Genomic DNA, 14,132 nt, shown 5'->3' on the forward strand with positions numbered 1-14,132 from the left:
CATGGAAGCAATAGACCTGCCGCTCGCCATGATCGACACGTCCATCCCCGTGGCCGACTGGGTCATCGTGCTGCCCATCGTTCTCGCCCTGATGGGGGCGGCGGCCCTGCTCATGTTGCGGCGCAGCCAGACCCCGCCGCTGATCGGCGCGCTCATCGTGGTCGTCGCCATCATCGCCTGCGAAATCACGCTGCTGCTGGACATCCTTGCCCATGGGCCGGTCAGCATGACCATGGGCAGATGGCTGCCGCCTTTCGGCATCAGCCTTACCGCCGACATTTTCGGCGCCACTTTCGCCCTGGCCGCTGCGGTGGTGACGCTGTTCATCCTGCTCTATGCGGAACTGGACCGCGGCGAGGCCGATGCCGGGGACGGCTTCCATTCCCTGGTGCTGTTGCTGCTCGCCGGGGTGACCGGGGCTTTCCTCACTGGCGACCTGTTCAACCTTTATGTGTGGTTCGAGGTCATGCTGATCGCCTCGTTCGGGCTGATCGTGCAGGGCGGCCGGCCCATGCAGCTCGATGGCGCGGTGAAATACGGCTTCCTCAACTTCCTCGCCACGACGCTGTTCCTCCTCTCCCTCGGCCTGCTCTATGGCCTGCTGGGCACCCTCAACATGGCCGATATCATGCGGGTGGCGCCGATGGCCCATCCGGGGGCCATGGCCGGCGTGGCGGCGCTGCTGCTGCTGGCCTTCGGCATCAAGGCGGCGGCGTTTCCGCTCAATGCCTGGCTGCCGGCCTCCTATCACACCCCGCCCGCCGCCATATCGGCGCTGTTTGCCGGCTTGCTCACCAAGGTCGGCGCCTATGCCATGCTGCGCGCTTTGGTGGCGATATTGCCGGCAAGCCGCGACCTGCTGGAGCCGGTATTGGCGTTTCTGGCCATCGCGACGCTGCTGCTGGCGCCGCTCGGGGCCATCGCCGAGACCAATCTGCGCCGCGCCATCGGCTTCATCGTCATCGGCGGCATCGGCGCGGTGATGGTGGGGCTGACGCTTCCGACCCCCACCGGTATTGCCGGCTCCGGGCTATATATCCTGCACGCCATCCTGGTCATGTCGGCGCTCTACATGGTGGCCGGCCTGGTCGAGAAGCGCAGCGGCACCACCGATACGCGGCAGATGGGCGGGTTCTATGCCGCCAGCGCGCCGCTTTCAGTGCTGTTTTTCGTCCTGGTGCTGGCCAGCGCCGGCGTGCCGCCCTTTCTGGGCTTCTGGCCCAAATTGCTGCTGCTCGAAGCCGGCATGGCGGCGGGCCTGGCCGGCGATTGGATAGGCTCCGGCCTCGTCATCGCCTTGCTGGTCAACGCCGTGCTGACGCTCATCGCCGGAACGCGGCTCTGGTCCCACATATTCTGGCGCTCCGGCCCGGAAGGCGAAGTCTCCGAGCACTTGCAGCAACAATTGCTGCCGCTGGACGGACGCGCTCGCTTGGGTCTGGGGGCGGCTTCAGTGCTGACGGCCGGGATCGTGTTGGCCGGATTGTGGCCGGCGCCGCTGCTGGACAGCGCCCGGAGCGGCGCGCAGGACATTGTCGAGCCGGCGCGCTACATCGCCGCTACCGGGCTTGCGGGGAGCGCGCCATGACCACAGCCTCCCTCGTGGTCATATTGGCGCTGATCTGGGCGGCGATAACCGGCTCTTTCTCCGGCCTCAACCTCTTGTTCGGAGGCGTTATCGGCCTTGTGGCGGCGTTGTTGTTGCGGCATTCGCTGACCGGCCGCGGCGGCTGGCGCAAGCTGCGGCGCGCGCTCTCGCTCACCCTGCTGTTCCTCTACGAATTGCTGGCCAGCGCCATCCGCGTGGCGCTGATCGTGCTGCGCCCCGACATGGACAAGGTCATAGAGCCGGCGATCGTCGCCGTGCCGCTGACGGTGCAATCGGATGCGCAGATCACCTTGCTCGCCAATCTGATTACGCTGACGCCGGGCACACTCAGCGTCGATCTCTCGCCGGACAGGTCGCTGCTCTATGTGCATACGCTAAGCCTGGGCGATCGCGACGCCATGATTGCCGAAATCAAGAACGGCTTCGAGAAGAAGGTGCTGGAGGTGTTCCAATGAGTCCCGACCAGTTCATCGATTGGGTCAGTCTCATCTCGCTGGCCTTGCTGACCCTGGCCCTGCTGCTGACGCTGGCGCGCATAATCATCGGCCCCACTTTATCGGATCGCGTGCTGGCATTGGACCTGCTGACCTTGGTGGCCATGGGTTTTATCGGCGCCATTGCGGTGCGCACGGGCCTGGCGCTCTATCTCGATATCGCCATTGCCCTGGCCTTGCTGGGTTTCCTCGCCACCATAGCGCTGGCGCGTTACATCCTGTTGCGGGCGCAGAGCGGCGGAGACATGTGATGCTGGCCAATCTAGCCGTCTATGCCGGGGGAATAATGCTGCTGCTGGGCGCGATATTCACCCTGATCGCGACCATCGGCGTGGTTCGCCTGCCGGACCTCTATACGCGCATGCATGCGGCGTCCAAGGCCGGGGCTGTCGGCGGCGGATTGATTCTGGTGGCCGTGGCCTTGGTGGAACAGGATTCGTCGGTTTCCGTCAGAGCCTTGATTGGCATCATCTTCCTGTTGCTGACTACACCATTGTCCGCCCATCTATTGGCGCGCGCCAGTCATCTTGCCGGATATAGGCCGGATAAACGTACTGTTATCGATGACATTAATAAAAATGCAGAACAAAATTCTGCCCAGAAATAGTGTTACTTGGTTTTGATCTTGGTTAGTATAGGCTTGCCTGTGGCCAAAAATCGCCATAGTAAACGATGAAGGTGGAAGCCCGCTCCTTGCTTCCCGCCAAATAAGAAAAATTGGAAGGTTGAAAAAATGAACGACGATATCGGCGCGCTCGCAAATGCTGAAGCCGACTTGATCGAGCTCAGCACCGAAATTGTCTCCGCCTATGTCAGCCACAATGCTGTCAGCCCGGGCGACCTGACCCGGCTGATCGCCGAAGTGCATGGGGCTTTGCGTGGCCTCAAGAACAATGAAACGCCCGCGCCCGTCGAGGAATTGAAGCCGGCTGTGCCTATTCGCAAGTCGATCTCGCCAGATTTCATCATCTGCCTGGAAGACGGGAAGAAGTTCAAGTCGCTCAAGCGCCATCTGCGCACCCACTACAATCTCTCGCCCGAAGAATATCGCGAGAAATGGGGCCTGCCTGCCGATTACCCCATGGTGGCGCCCAGCTATTCGGCTACGCGTTCCAAGCTGGCCAAGGCCAACGGGCTGGGCCGCAAGGCCAGTTAAAGCGTCTCGCCTGTTCACGGCGGCGGTGACGTTCGCTCCCGCAGCCTCAATGGGCGGGGCTATCGCATATGGACCGAGCGGCCAAGAGATCGGCCTAAACCCTGCTCATCACCCTCGCGCCTGACGCGAGGGTTTTTTGTTTATGGGGTGGCCGCAAGGGTCCTCGCATCGAGCACGAGAGTAACGATCCAAGAAAGAGGCGATAGCGAACCATAAGCGCTGCACTCTGTCGTAAAGGCCGTCCTTCGGGGCGGCCTTTACTTTTTCAGCCCCTCGGGAGGCGAGCGCTCCCGCTGAAATGAACCGTCATAAAAATCGGAAAACGGACTTATCCCCGGGTGGGTAGCCTTCGCGCAAGATTTAGGAATAATGTCCTATTCTGATCGGAGCTATTCATGAATATCGGTTTCGTTTCTGGCGCTCGGGACGCCATTTTCGCCATTCCCCCGGCGGAGCGCGTCGCCGAGCTTGTCGCTCGCGAAAAGGGCATTCCCAAATCATTGTTGTTTAACAGTTCTCGCTGCCGGGCGGAAGCCGCTCTGGCCCGGCAATTGGCCATGTATCTGACCCATGTGATTTTGAGACAAAACTTTACGGCGATCGGTCTGGCCTTTGGACGGGATAGGACAACAGTCTCGCATGCCTGCGCGCTCATCGAAGACCTGCGGGAAGATCCCGATTTCGAGGCGGATGTCAGCCGGCTTGAAGCCTTGCTGGAAAACCATGAGGACCGGACCCGTGGCTGAGTCGGCGGCGCGCCGCGGCGATCCCGCGCCCGAAGCCGTCTTGCGGCTGGCATCGAATGGCGGCGGAGAACCCTTCCTGGCCCCGCATCACCTGGAGGCGGCGCGGCGGCTGGCGCGGCTTTTCAACCGGGCGCGAATGATGCAACGGGTGACCATGTCCTATGATGCGGCGCGGATCGGGGGTCGGAGCGAGCGTCCCCGGCAAGGGGAGTTGGCGGACAGCGCCATCGAGGCGCGGCGGTTGCTCAACGCGCTGGCCCGACGCATGCCGCGCGATTGCTGGGACATGCTGACCGATATATGCGGCTTCGACAAAGGCTTGCAGCAGATCGAACTGGATCGCGGCTGGCCGCGCCGCAGCGCCAAGCTGGTGCTCAGAATCGGGCTGGAGCAATTGGCGGTGATCATGGGCCTGACGGAACTGGCGGCGGGGCGGGGCAATGGCTCCATGCGGGCCTGGCTGCCCGAACGTCCGCCCATGTTCCCCGAACCGGCAAATTAACGATGTAAGCGTTGGTAATGATTGCCGGCCGTGCGGTTGTGATATGCCGCTGGAGCATTCGAGATCCACGGTTCGATGAACGCCAAGCTGCATACAATCCAATATCTCCGGGCCATTGCCGCGACGCTGGTCTTGATTTCCCACGCCTTGCTCTACCCGACAAGCGAGCAGGTGCTTGCCTATGGGCGGCTGGGCTGGCTGGGCGTCATCGTGTTTTTCGTCGTTTCCGGCTTCATCATGGTGGTGGTGACCGGGCAGGCGCGTTTCGAGCCGCGCAAATTTCTGCGCCGGCGCGTGTTGCGGGTGGTGCCGCTTTATTGGGTATTCACCCTGGTGGCGGCATTTTTGGCGCTGGGCATGCCGAGCCTGTTCAAGACCACGGTGTTCGACGGACTGCAATTGGCGCAGTCGATGTTCTTCGTGCCCTTCTACAATCCGGCCAGCCACGGCCTGCATCCGCTCTACAAGCTGGGATGGACGCTCAATTACGAGATGTTCTTCTATCTCAGCTTTGCCTTGCTGGCGGTCGTGGACGCAAGGCGGCGTGTCTGGGTGCTGACGCTGGCCTATCTGGCTTTGGCCATCATTGGTGGCCTGTTCCGGCCCGAAAGCGCCATTCCCGCCTTCTATACCAGTTACATGCCCCTGGCTTTCGTGACCGGGGCCTGGCTCGGCCTGGCCCAGCTGGAGGGCAAGCTGGAAACCCTCGTGCCGCGCCTTGCCGCACCGCTGGCCGTGCTGGCGCTGGCCGGTCTGATCGAGGGCTTTGCCTTTGACCGCGGCGTGGTCGAGGACGAGATGGCCTTTCTCGGCCTGCTGGTTTTCGCCACCATTGTCGTGGCGCTGGCGGTGGGATTTGGCCGGCTCCTGCCCAGGATCGGCCTGCTCGAGAGGCTGGGCGATGCATCCTATTCGATCTATCTGGTGCACATCTTCGCCGTGGGCGCGGTAGCCGGTCTGGCGCTGCGCCTATTGGGCACCGACGATCCCTGGATCGTCGGCCCGATCCTGGTGGCGGCGATCGGCTTCGGCCTGGCCTCGGGCTGCCTGCTCTACCGTCTGGTGGAGGAGCCGCTGATGCGCGGCCTCAAGCGGCTGGCTTAGCCCAGAGCTGCGCGGCCGGCGCCGCGAATGCGGCCGACCATGGCGGCCAGCCCGTTGGAGCGCTGGGTGGTCAGGTGTTCGCGCAGGCCCAGTTCGTCGAACAGGGCGATGGCGTCCGTATCGGCGATCTCGCGGGCGGAGCGGTCGGAATAGAGCGCCAGCAACAGCGCGACCAGGCCCTGCACGATCATCGCATCGCTCTCGCCGCGGAATTTCAGGCCCGGCGCGCCGTCGACCGTTTCCGGCTCGGCGACCAGCCAGACCTGGGACACGCAGCCATTGACCTTGTTCGCGGCCGAACGCTCGGCCTCGTCGAGCTTCGGCAGGGCCTGGCCGAGCTCGATGAGATAGCGGTAGCGATCCTCCCAATCGTCGAGAAAGGAGAGATTGTCGGCAATGTCCTGGAACGGCTGCGGCTGGTTCATGCGTCCTATCTAGGCCATGGCGGGCGGCTTTTCCAGTATGCGTAAAGGTGAAAAACGCTGTCAGCCCAGCCGGTCCGGCCGGGCGCGGGGCAGCGGCACCGGGCTGCCGGCCGGCGACTTGAGCATGGGATCGGCGGCAGCGGGGCTGGTCCGCAGCGCGGCGCTGGCCATGGCCTTGCCGCCAATGCAGGTGATGCTGTCGCATTCGATGGCTTCGATCTGCTGCGCGATGATCTGGCTGCCTCGCGCCATGGCCTCGGACGACAAGGTCGAGGCGGCGTCGCCCACATCCACGCCCGGACGGATGACCAGGAAGGCGAGGGTGAGCCAGAATGCGGAGCGAACCAGAAACATCATTTATCCACCGCGGCAGGTCCATTCCCGCCTGTTGAGAACGATCCTGAATGCCCCGCCTTAAATGGGGCTGCGTCCAATCGATAAAATTTTAGACAAATGCGACGCTTTCGCAGTGCTGCGTGCAACCCCTTGTTTACGCTAACTTTCGAAAGGCCCCTGTCGCCGCCGCTACCAGGCCGCCGCTTAAGCCTGTCTTAGATGTTGGCGCGCGAGGCTGCAGCAGATGACCCGCAGAAAAATCGGGCAGGCGGCTCGCGGAAAGGGCCGCATCAGGAGCGGAAAGCTCCGCAATGGCGTCGGTATAGTGAGTTCAGTTGATGCGTAGCCTCCAGGTGTTCGGAACCAGCAAAGGGAACGACCCGGCCCCGATCGGAGCCGGAAACCGTCCCGAAATGCTGCGCCGGAAGACCATCGCCAATAATGCGCGGCTGCTGATCGGCATGGCGGCTTTTGGCCTGCTGCCGGCTATGTATCTGCTCATGTCGGGGGGCGCGGTGCCGTTCATCGTCGCCTGCCTCTTGCTGGCCGGCGGCATGATCAGCCTCTCCATGCATCATCGCGGTCATTTCGACGCCAGCGGCGTCGCCCAGGTCGCAACGCTGATGGCCACCGGCCTGTTCCTGACCATTGCCGATCCGCGCCTCGGCGACGCCGGCATGGCCATAGCGCTGATGGGGTCGGTCCTGGCCGCGCTGATCGCCCATAACAGCCAAAGACGGGCGAGCTGGTACGCTCTGGCACTGATCATTGCGCTGGGCGCCATCGCCGCAATTTCCGGCATCGGGGCGATGCGGCTCGATGATTCGCAGACGCTTCTGGCCTCGGCCTTCGGCTTTCTCTGCGCCTTCGCCGTGGTGGCGCACAGCGCCCATCGCATCAATTCCGCCTATGAGGTGCATGACAAGGCGCAGATCAGCGCCTATCGCCATCTGATCGAACATGTGCAGGACGCCGTGCTGCGCTTTGGCGGCGATGGGGCGATCCTGCTGGCGTCGCGCTCGTCCGAAACATTGTTCGGCTGCCCGCGCTACCAATTGTCGGGCGAAAACCTGAGCAGCCGCCTGCATGTCCTCGACCGGCCTGCCTTCCTGACCGCATTTGCCGATGCCAATCAGGGCGGCCGCAGCCGCACCATCGAGCTTCGCCTGCGGCAGGACAATCCGCGCGCGGTATCCGGCGTTCCGCGCTTTGTCTGGGTTGAAATGCAGCTTTCGCCCATTCTGGACGAGGCTGCCCATGCGGGGCGGTACGAGGTGATCGCTCTCTTGCGCGACATTACCGGACGCAAGGATGCCGAGGCCGCCATGGCGGAGGCGCGGCGCAGCGCTGAAGAAGCCTTGCAGGCCAAGTCGCGCTTTCTCGCCACTATCGGCCACGAATTGCGCACGCCGCTGAATGCCGTCGTCGGCTTTTCGGAAATGATGACCAGCGGCATTGGCGGCGAATTGCCGGCGACGCATAAGGAATATGCCGGCCTGATCCACCAGAGCGGCAAGCACCTGCTGGAAGTGGTTTCCATGCTGCTGGACATGTCGCGCATCGAGGCCGGCAAATTCGAGGTTCGGGCCGAGCCCATGGCGCCCGGCGACATCATGCCGGCCTGTCTGTCCATGGTCGAGGCCATGGCGGCGGAGCGTCAGGTGCAATTGCTGCCCGAGATCGAACCCGATCTGCCGCTGGTCAACGCCGACGAACGGCTCTGCCGGCAAATTCTGATCAACCTGCTCTCCAATGCCATCAAGTTCAGCCATGAGGGCGGCATGGTGACCGCCACGGTCAAGCGCCAGGGGCAGGCGATCAATTTTTCGGTGCGCGACCGGGGAATCGGCATGGCCCCGGCGGCGCTCGCCCGAATCGGTGAGCCCTTTTTCCAGGTTCAGGACGGGCTAACCCGCAAATATGAAGGCACCGGGCTGGGGCTTTCCATCGTCAAGGGCCTGGTGGAGCTGCATGGCGGCACTTTGCGGGCCATGTCGGAGATCGGAGCGGGGACAACCATCACTGTTTTGCTTCCTATAAACGGTCCAGCAACCAAAGCCGGCGAAACTGCCGACATCGTTCACCTGCATCGAGAGCCCTTGGCCCAGGCCACCACGTCTTCATGGCAAAACGAAACAAGAAAAGCGCAATGAATGCTGCGACCCTTTCTCAGCCGCTGCTCATGGCCGGCGGCGTTCTGCTCGGCTCCCTGAGTCGGGCCGGCCAATGGGCCTTTTCGCGCTATATGCGCGCCCCCATGGCCTCCACCGGGCTGCTGGCCATGGTGACGCTGACGGCGCTGGCCGGCAGCAATGCGCTCTATTTCCAGACCGCCGAGCACCCTTCGCCCTTCTTCGCGCCGGCCCGCGACAATGTCGCGGCGCTGCCGACCTCTATTGTCGACCGCCCCGCCAATGCGCTGCCGGAGATTGCCGCATCGTCGCCCGCCATCGTGCCGGCGGCCACCCCGCAGACGATTCCCGAGACCACAGGCAGCGTCGCTCCGAGCGTCCCGGTGCCGGAGGCGCCGGTCGGCAATGCGCAAATGTTCGCGGTGCAGAAAAAGCTGTTCGAGCTCAATCTGTTCAGCGGCACGATCGACGGCTATTACGGCCCCCAGACCGCCGAGGCGATCCGCGCCTTCGAACAGCGCAACGGCATGATTCCGACCGGCGGCATGGACCCGGCCGTGCTCGATGCCATCGTCAAATCCGATGCCAGCGGGCGCACGACCGCGCCGGTCGACGTTCAGCCTCAGGCCGCCGCGCCGGCGGCCGCGGCGCCAATTGCCCAGGCGGCGCCCGTGACGGTGGCAGTCACCGCTCCTCCACAGGATCAGGTCGTGGCGCGACTTCCGACCTTGTCGCCGGCCGAACAGGTCTTTGACGAAGTGGCGCAGACGGCCGCCAATACCATCGATTCGATCATCGCCGCCGTGGATGGCGCGCGCACGCCGCCCCAGGCCATGGCCAATCCGCCCATTCCTTCTGCCAGCGTTGCGGCCACGGCCCAGCCTATGCCGCAGCCGGTTCGCGAGGTGATATCGCCGCCGGCGCAGCAGGTGGCGGCTTTGGCGAGCAGCGCTTCACCGGTCCGGATGCCCCCCGCCAACGACACCGAGCTGGTCATGCAGATCCAGCGTGGCCTCGCCAGCCTTGGCTTTTTCCAGGCCCCGGTCGACGGCAAGCCGGGTCCTGAAACCGCAAGAGCCATCCGTGAGTTCGAGAATTTCCACCGCTACCGGATGACTGGTCAGGTGCAGCCGGACCTGGTGGAGCTCCTGCTCAAGGCCGGCGCGACCATCTAGTGGCGCGGCTGCGCAGCGATCTGTGGTGCATGGCCTTTGTGCGGCGTCACAACGATCTGGGCCATATGTGCGTCGTTTCCCGGCGCGGCGATCCTATCGCCGGACAGATATTCATCGAGGTCGATCACCTCGATGGCACGCATTCGCTCTATACTCCCGCGCCGGCGGTCAGCCGCGATGACGGCGCCGGACTGGTGTTCCAGCGCCGCTTCGACCGGGCCGAGCCAGCCAGAATCCGCGAGCGGATCGAGCGGGAAGCCGAGTTCGATCTCGACCTTTGGGTGCTGAGCATCGATATGCGCGGCGACGATCTCGGCATCGACCTGATGCGGGAGCAATAGAACTCCGGCGGCGATCAGCTGGCGCGGCGGGCGCCGATGCGGGCCAGGGCCTCGATCGCCTGTTCCACCACCGGATTATGGGCCGGAGCCAGGCTGGGCGTGCGGCGGCTGGTCTCGGTGAAGGGCTGATATTGCGGCTTGCTGAGTTCGAGCAGGTTCACTTCACCGCGCCAGGCGCTCATCAGGTATGCCATGGATTCGGCCGATACCGCGCCGAACAGCGTGGCGAAATCGGCCAGCGCTCTGGAGCGTTCCTTGTCGTGGCTCGTGGCGTGGATGAGAACCTTGAGCCCGTCATAGGCGGTGGAGCCGAAGGCCCGCAGGATGACGAAGAGCGATGCGCCGGTGACGTCATGGGCGATCTGGCCGCAACGGACCTCGTCGAGCCCGGTGATCTGGGCGAGCAGCCGGGTCACCTCGGGACGGCGATTCTCCGAGAACAGCTTCATCAGCGCCTTGGTCAGTTCGCCGCTGGCCACGGAAATCTGCTCGATGGTGCGGGCGATCGGCGCGACCGGGGTGGAGCGGCTGGCGAAGGCGTGGATGACCTTGATCCGGTGGTCGTCCGAGAGGTCGAAGAAAGCCGGGGCGAGCAGGGCGGCGTCGAAATCGTCGCGATGGCCCAGGGCTTCGGCCACCAGGTGATCCATCTGCGCCGAGCGGGCCAGGGCGCTGAGATAGGCGCCGCGCGGCGCGATATGGGCATTGGCGGCCAAGGCCCTGTAAACCTTGCGCGAATTCATCTGGAACAGCTTGGCCAGCACCACATTGCTCAGGCCGTTGCGGCCGGCCAGGGTGGCGCAGGCCGGCACGTCATAGCGGGCGATGATGTCGAGCATGGTCTGGTCGGATAGCTCGGCGGCGCTTTCGAGGAAAGCGATGAGGTCTTCGCCGATATTCTCGACCACCAGGTTTTCAAGCCGCGGGGAGAGCAGTTCGGCGCGGCCGAGGATCGCCGCACCCTTGGCGCGGGCCTGGGGACCGGCGGTGGGAAAGAGCCGGCCAGCAAGGGTTTCAAACTGTTCCATTTCGGGAATGGTCGGCTTGCCGCGCCGCGCATAGGCGTCGCAGGCCGCGATCAGGAGCGTGTTCGTGCGATCAACGCCGCCCGTCTCGATCAGAAGCTGAAAGGTCTCGTATGGCTGAAAACCAAGCATGTTGCAGGAACCGTCGACTCGCTCTTTGCACCGGAAGCGATGCCGGACCACTCTTGCCGTCAATTCGTTAGCAGACTGTTAACCTTGACGATCTCTTAATGGCAAACCAGCGCGCAGGATGTCGCGCCGGGCTGAAAACCACTACTCGCTGCCTTCACTAGGGACGGGGGAGCGGCTCTTGAATGGAGGCCGGCTTGGGAAAACTGCTTAGATTTGCCGCACGGGAGAAATCCACCGACGATGGGACGACCAGAAGCGGCGACGCCCAGATATTGCTGTTCACCGGGGTGCGCTATGAGCGCGGTACGCCGCCGCCGACCAAAACCGACGCCGAAGCCAAAAGGCGCAAGCGCAAGCGTGTGTGAACGCGCCGGGCCGCTGGCCCGTTTTTTCATGCTTGTCCTGCTGGCCGGCCTCGCCGCTGCCTGCGTCGCGCGACCGGTAGGCGATTTCGGCCGGGCGCAGCCCAGCGTCACCCATGACCAGATCATGCCCTATATCGGCGGCAAGATCGCCGCCAATCGCGGCGAGCCGGTTTCCAGCTTCAACCAGACCGACCAGGAGCGCGAGATGCATGACCGCACCTGGCGCTTCCTTGTCGCCGCGCATAGCCGCGACTGGATGTTCGACAGCAGCGTCGAATTGCAGCGCACACGGATCGGCCCGGCCAAGGATTACCGCTATACGCCGGAGCGCTATTATCTCTGGCTGCGGACCACGCAATACCAGTCCTCGCCGACGCGCTATGCCACGGTTGGACGACATATCCTGGCCGATATCGACACCTTGCCCACCACGTTCCGCGCCATCTGCGCCGTCGAGGCAGTCGACCGGCAAAGGCGGATCGCGCTGGCGGAACTGCCGGGCATCGAGGCGCCAATGGCCGCTAATGTAGAGGCGCGCCGGGTGGAGAACCGATGGCATGTCGACTGGTTCGTGCGGGCGCTGACCTATCGTTACGAGAGCTATGCCTATGCGCTGGACCACCTGCTGGTGGAAACGCCGCATGAGCAATCCATGGCGGTGGACGAAACGCTGCGCCGCCTGCGGCCTTTCGTCGACCGCGCCAATCGCGGCGATTTCTGCGCCTCCGGCGCCGGCAGCGGCGGCGGCTCGGGCATCAATATACCATCGCGCTTCCAGACCATGGTGCCGGACAATGAAGTGGTGGTGCAGAAATAGCGCCGAAAGGCCGTTGCCCTAAAACGGGACGAGGTTCCGCAGCCTCGACGCCGCCTTGGGGGCGAAGCCGGCCAGCATGGCGGCGTCGTGCCAGGCGGCGGCGTGGACTTCTTCCAGTTGCGGGACCAGCGCCGGGGCCGGATCGGCGAGGAAGAGATATTGCAGGTCGTGATGGATATGGGCCGGCTCGTGGCGGGCGGGCTTGCCGGGCACGTCATGGCTGTCGATGACGAAGGGCAGGTCGCCGCCCTGGTGCCAGGGATGCAGGGTGAGGCCGGAAATGCCGGTTTCCTCGATGGCCTCGCGCATGGCGGAGCGGTGGAAATGGCTGGCCGGCTCGTAATGGCCGCCCGGCTGCAGCCAGCGGCCGATTGTGACGTGATCGATCAGCAGTGTCCGGCGGTGATCGGGCGACAGGATGATGGCGCTGGTGGTGACATGGCCGGGAAAAGTGCTGCGCCGGTCGAGCCGGTGCCCCTGCGCCATCTGCCAGCGCAGCAGGGCGAGATGTTCCGCAGGCGCGGCGATTTCAGCGCGGTAGCGGGCGACGAGATCGGCAAGGGCAATGTCGAAGGCTTCGGGAGACATATCAGATCGCCGATGAATCATGGGATATTATGAGCGCTGGCCGCAGGTGATGCGGGACAATTCCTGCTCGAAGCGGGGCCGCATGACGTCATGAGGCGGGGACAGGCGGACGAGGATGAAGAGGTCGTCGCTCGCCGCTTCGACCACGAGCAGACCTTCCTTGATGTCGATCTGCTGCTGGGCGAGCAGACGGGTCTGATCGGAATTGAAAATGCCCAATTCGACATTCTGGCCGATGCCGTCGCGATTGGTGGTGGAATAGGTGACGATACCGGCATCGTCGTAGATGGCCACCGACCAGAAGGCATCGGGCAATATTCCGCTGAGATAGGCCGGGCCTTGCGCTAGATCGATACGGCAGAGGCCATAGCTCAGTTCGGGATCGAGATGCAGCGGATTGGGCGCGCCGGGCTGCACCGGGGGCAGGACCAGCAGGCGGTTTTCCGCATCGAGCGCCATGATGCGTGTCCATGTCGTCTCCTCGGCCAGCAGCGGCAGGGTGAGGATGGTGACGATATGGATGACGCCGCCCAGCAACAATCCGCCGATCAGCCAGAGCAGGGTGCGGATCATCGGCAATCCTCCCTGACGATGGCGGGCATGATGGTATCGGCGGAGCTGAAGCCGGACATGGCCGTGGTGTCGAAAAGGGTGAGCACGAGGCTGAAAGGTCCGGTGCCGGCCAGTTCCAGCCAATTGCCCGGCCGAAGGCGGGTGCCGACATGGATGCGCAGCGCGCCATTGGCTTCGCGGGCGATTTCACTGGAGCGCAGGGCGGCATCGGCGCCGGGCGCGGCGAGATTGATCCAGTCGGCATCGATCGCCGCCAGTGTCCAGAAGCTGGATACGGGAACTCGGCCATCGAGACGATAGGAGCAGGAAAGATCCAGCGCTTCGCCGCTGCTGTCGCTATTGGCGATGAATTGCAGGCCCTCGCTGCGGCCGAGCTGCAAGGCGGCCTCGCGGGCGATATGGCCGCGCGTATAGGGATTGGGCGCGGGCGCGCCGATATCCGGCCAGGCGGTCCATGGCCCCAATTGCACGGCGCCGAACAGCCGTCCATCGGTCAGCGCGTAATAGCTGAGCCCGAAGCCGACCGCGAGGGCGACGAGGATCGACATGAGCAGGCGCAGCACAAAACGCACGGGATCAGCTTCTCTGCCTTGGAAATAGGGATGGCCGGAC

Annotated in this window: 19 protein-coding genes; 13 read left to right on the forward strand and 6 right to left on the reverse strand. The window is 64.0% G+C overall.

The features are described from left to right. The first annotated feature begins 1 nt into the window (after window position 1). The 8 genes from O9Z70_RS03615 (at window position 2) to O9Z70_RS03650 (ending at window position 5,611) form a co-directional block, all read left to right on the forward strand. Complete coding sequence (locus O9Z70_RS03615; protein WP_286021132.1) at window positions 2-1,588, forward strand: proton-conducting transporter transmembrane domain-containing protein; 1,587 nt, start codon at window positions 2-4, stop codon at window positions 1,586-1,588. Beyond that, complete coding sequence (locus tag O9Z70_RS03620) at window positions 1,585-2,064, forward strand: Na+/H+ antiporter subunit E (protein ID WP_286021133.1); 480 nt, start codon at window positions 1,585-1,587, stop codon at window positions 2,062-2,064. Before O9Z70_RS03615 ends, O9Z70_RS03620 begins: the two co-directional genes overlap by 4 nt. After that, window positions 2,061-2,354 (forward strand): MrpF/PhaF family protein, encoded by a 294-nt coding sequence (locus O9Z70_RS03625; RefSeq protein WP_286021134.1) that lies wholly within the window; start codon window positions 2,061-2,063, stop codon window positions 2,352-2,354. The genes O9Z70_RS03620 and O9Z70_RS03625 overlap by 4 nt, the downstream gene beginning before the upstream one ends. Then, entirely contained in the window at window positions 2,354-2,710 is a 357-nt protein-coding gene (mnhG, locus tag O9Z70_RS03630) for a monovalent cation/H(+) antiporter subunit G (protein ID WP_286021135.1), read from the forward strand. Before O9Z70_RS03625 ends, mnhG begins: the two co-directional genes overlap by 1 nt. A gap of 126 nt (window positions 2,711-2,836) precedes the next feature. Next, on the forward strand, window positions 2,837-3,259 hold the full coding sequence (locus O9Z70_RS03635) for a Ros/MucR family transcriptional regulator (RefSeq protein WP_286021136.1): 423 nt from the start codon (window positions 2,837-2,839) through the stop codon (window positions 3,257-3,259). A 395-nt stretch (window positions 3,260-3,654) separates the two neighbouring features. After that, window positions 3,655-4,005 (forward strand): helix-turn-helix domain-containing protein, encoded by a 351-nt coding sequence (locus tag O9Z70_RS03640; protein WP_286021137.1) that lies wholly within the window; start codon window positions 3,655-3,657, stop codon window positions 4,003-4,005. Then, window positions 3,998-4,507, forward strand: coding sequence for a DUF6456 domain-containing protein (locus tag O9Z70_RS03645; RefSeq protein ID WP_286021138.1), 510 nt, complete (start codon window positions 3,998-4,000; stop codon window positions 4,505-4,507). The genes O9Z70_RS03640 and O9Z70_RS03645 overlap by 8 nt, the downstream gene beginning before the upstream one ends. Before the next feature lie 75 nt (window positions 4,508-4,582). Beyond that, window positions 4,583-5,611, forward strand: a complete 1,029-nt coding sequence (locus O9Z70_RS03650; RefSeq protein ID WP_286021139.1) for an acyltransferase family protein — start codon at window positions 4,583-4,585, stop codon at window positions 5,609-5,611. Here the strand turns inward: O9Z70_RS03650 and O9Z70_RS03655 are convergent. Both O9Z70_RS03655 and O9Z70_RS03660 read right to left on the reverse strand, forming a co-directional pair. Next, complete coding sequence (locus O9Z70_RS03655) at window positions 5,608-6,036, reverse strand: SufE family protein (protein ID WP_286021140.1); 429 nt, start codon at window positions 6,034-6,036, stop codon at window positions 5,608-5,610. The two genes, O9Z70_RS03650 and O9Z70_RS03655, sit on opposite strands and share 4 nt — an antisense overlap. 60 nt (window positions 6,037-6,096) lie before the next feature. After that, the gene (locus O9Z70_RS03660; protein WP_286021141.1) at window positions 6,097-6,393 is read right to left on the reverse strand and encodes a hypothetical protein; all 297 of its coding nucleotides are present in this window, start codon (window positions 6,391-6,393) and stop codon (window positions 6,097-6,099) included. A gap of 392 nt (window positions 6,394-6,785) precedes the next feature. Between O9Z70_RS03660 and O9Z70_RS03665 the strand changes: the two genes are divergently transcribed. The 3 genes from O9Z70_RS03665 to O9Z70_RS03675 are packed head-to-tail and all read left to right on the forward strand — an operon-like array spanning window position 6,786 to window position 10,020. Further along, the gene (locus tag O9Z70_RS03665; RefSeq protein WP_286021142.1) at window positions 6,786-8,525 is read left to right on the forward strand and encodes a PAS domain-containing sensor histidine kinase; all 1,740 of its coding nucleotides are present in this window, start codon (window positions 6,786-6,788) and stop codon (window positions 8,523-8,525) included. Further along, window positions 8,522-9,679 carry a peptidoglycan-binding domain-containing protein gene (locus O9Z70_RS03670; RefSeq protein ID WP_286021143.1) on the forward strand — a complete coding sequence of 386 codons (1,158 nt, stop codon included), beginning with the start codon at window positions 8,522-8,524 and terminating at the stop codon, window positions 9,677-9,679. Before O9Z70_RS03665 ends, O9Z70_RS03670 begins: the two co-directional genes overlap by 4 nt. Next, entirely contained in the window at window positions 9,679-10,020 is a 342-nt protein-coding gene (locus O9Z70_RS03675) for a DUF1491 family protein (RefSeq protein WP_286021144.1), read from the forward strand. The genes O9Z70_RS03670 and O9Z70_RS03675 overlap by 1 nt, the downstream gene beginning before the upstream one ends. A gap of 14 nt (window positions 10,021-10,034) precedes the next feature. Here O9Z70_RS03675 and O9Z70_RS03680 read toward each other — a convergent pair whose 3' ends face one another. Beyond that, window positions 10,035-11,177, reverse strand: coding sequence for a DUF2336 domain-containing protein (locus tag O9Z70_RS03680; protein ID WP_286021145.1), 1,143 nt, complete (start codon window positions 11,175-11,177; stop codon window positions 10,035-10,037). 194 nt (window positions 11,178-11,371) lie between these two features. Here O9Z70_RS03680 and O9Z70_RS03685 point away from each other — a divergent pair, with 194 nt between their 5' ends. Together O9Z70_RS03685 and O9Z70_RS03690 are read left to right on the forward strand one after the other, a co-directional pair. After that, window positions 11,372-11,542: a hypothetical protein gene (locus O9Z70_RS03685; protein ID WP_286021146.1), complete on the forward strand. Its 171-nt coding sequence runs from the start codon at window positions 11,372-11,374 to the stop codon at window positions 11,540-11,542. Further along, a complete protein-coding gene (locus tag O9Z70_RS03690) occupies window positions 11,535-12,359 on the forward strand; it encodes a hypothetical protein (RefSeq protein ID WP_286021147.1) in 825 nt (274 codons plus the stop codon). Before O9Z70_RS03685 ends, O9Z70_RS03690 begins: the two co-directional genes overlap by 8 nt. Before the next feature lie 18 nt (window positions 12,360-12,377). On the opposite strand, the gene O9Z70_RS03695 is transcribed toward O9Z70_RS03690, so the two are convergent. From O9Z70_RS03695 to O9Z70_RS03705, 3 genes are read right to left on the reverse strand one after another with little or no spacing between them, the layout of a single operon-like run. After that, window positions 12,378-12,947 (reverse strand): NUDIX hydrolase, encoded by a 570-nt coding sequence (locus O9Z70_RS03695; RefSeq protein WP_286021148.1) that lies wholly within the window; start codon window positions 12,945-12,947, stop codon window positions 12,378-12,380. A 27-nt stretch (window positions 12,948-12,974) separates the two neighbouring features. Then, a complete protein-coding gene (locus tag O9Z70_RS03700; RefSeq protein ID WP_286021149.1) occupies window positions 12,975-13,520 on the reverse strand; it encodes a DUF1254 domain-containing protein in 546 nt (181 codons plus the stop codon). After that, on the reverse strand, window positions 13,517-14,092 hold the full coding sequence (locus tag O9Z70_RS03705; protein WP_286021150.1) for a DUF1214 domain-containing protein: 576 nt from the start codon (window positions 14,090-14,092) through the stop codon (window positions 13,517-13,519). The genes O9Z70_RS03700 and O9Z70_RS03705 overlap by 4 nt, the downstream gene beginning before the upstream one ends. Window positions 14,093-14,132: the final 40 nt, after the last annotated feature.

It is taken from the genome of Devosia sp. YIM 151766, assembly GCF_030285925.1.
Lineage (GTDB): Bacteria > Pseudomonadota > Alphaproteobacteria > Rhizobiales > Devosiaceae > Devosia.

Excerpts from the sequence above, each read along its gene's own strand:
- O9Z70_RS03680 (WP_286021145.1), bottom strand. The coding sequence starts at position 11,177 with ATGCTTGGTTTTCAGCCATACGAGACCTTTCAGCTTCTGATCGAGACG.
- O9Z70_RS03665 (WP_286021142.1), top strand. The coding sequence starts at position 6,786 with ATGCTGCGCCGGAAGACCATCGCCAATAATGCGCGGCTGCTGATCGGC.
- O9Z70_RS03695 (WP_286021148.1), bottom strand. The coding sequence starts at position 12,947 with ATGTCTCCCGAAGCCTTCGACATTGCCCTTGCCGATCTCGTCGCCCGC.
- O9Z70_RS03650 (WP_286021139.1), top strand. The coding sequence starts at position 4,583 with ATGAACGCCAAGCTGCATACAATCCAATATCTCCGGGCCATTGCCGCG.
- O9Z70_RS03620 (WP_286021133.1), top strand. The coding sequence starts at position 1,585 with ATGACCACAGCCTCCCTCGTGGTCATATTGGCGCTGATCTGGGCGGCG.
- O9Z70_RS03640 (WP_286021137.1), top strand. The coding sequence starts at position 3,655 with ATGAATATCGGTTTCGTTTCTGGCGCTCGGGACGCCATTTTCGCCATT.
- O9Z70_RS03635 (WP_286021136.1), top strand. The coding sequence starts at position 2,837 with ATGAACGACGATATCGGCGCGCTCGCAAATGCTGAAGCCGACTTGATC.
- O9Z70_RS03655 (WP_286021140.1), bottom strand. The coding sequence starts at position 6,036 with ATGAACCAGCCGCAGCCGTTCCAGGACATTGCCGACAATCTCTCCTTT.
- O9Z70_RS03700 (WP_286021149.1), bottom strand. The coding sequence starts at position 13,520 with ATGATCCGCACCCTGCTCTGGCTGATCGGCGGATTGTTGCTGGGCGGC.
- O9Z70_RS03615 (WP_286021132.1), top strand. The coding sequence starts at position 2 with ATGGAAGCAATAGACCTGCCGCTCGCCATGATCGACACGTCCATCCCC.
- O9Z70_RS03625 (WP_286021134.1), top strand. The coding sequence starts at position 2,061 with ATGAGTCCCGACCAGTTCATCGATTGGGTCAGTCTCATCTCGCTGGCC.
- mnhG (WP_286021135.1), top strand. The coding sequence starts at position 2,354 with ATGCTGGCCAATCTAGCCGTCTATGCCGGGGGAATAATGCTGCTGCTG.
- O9Z70_RS03670 (WP_286021143.1), top strand. The coding sequence starts at position 8,522 with ATGAATGCTGCGACCCTTTCTCAGCCGCTGCTCATGGCCGGCGGCGTT.
- O9Z70_RS03660 (WP_286021141.1), bottom strand. The coding sequence starts at position 6,393 with ATGATGTTTCTGGTTCGCTCCGCATTCTGGCTCACCCTCGCCTTCCTG.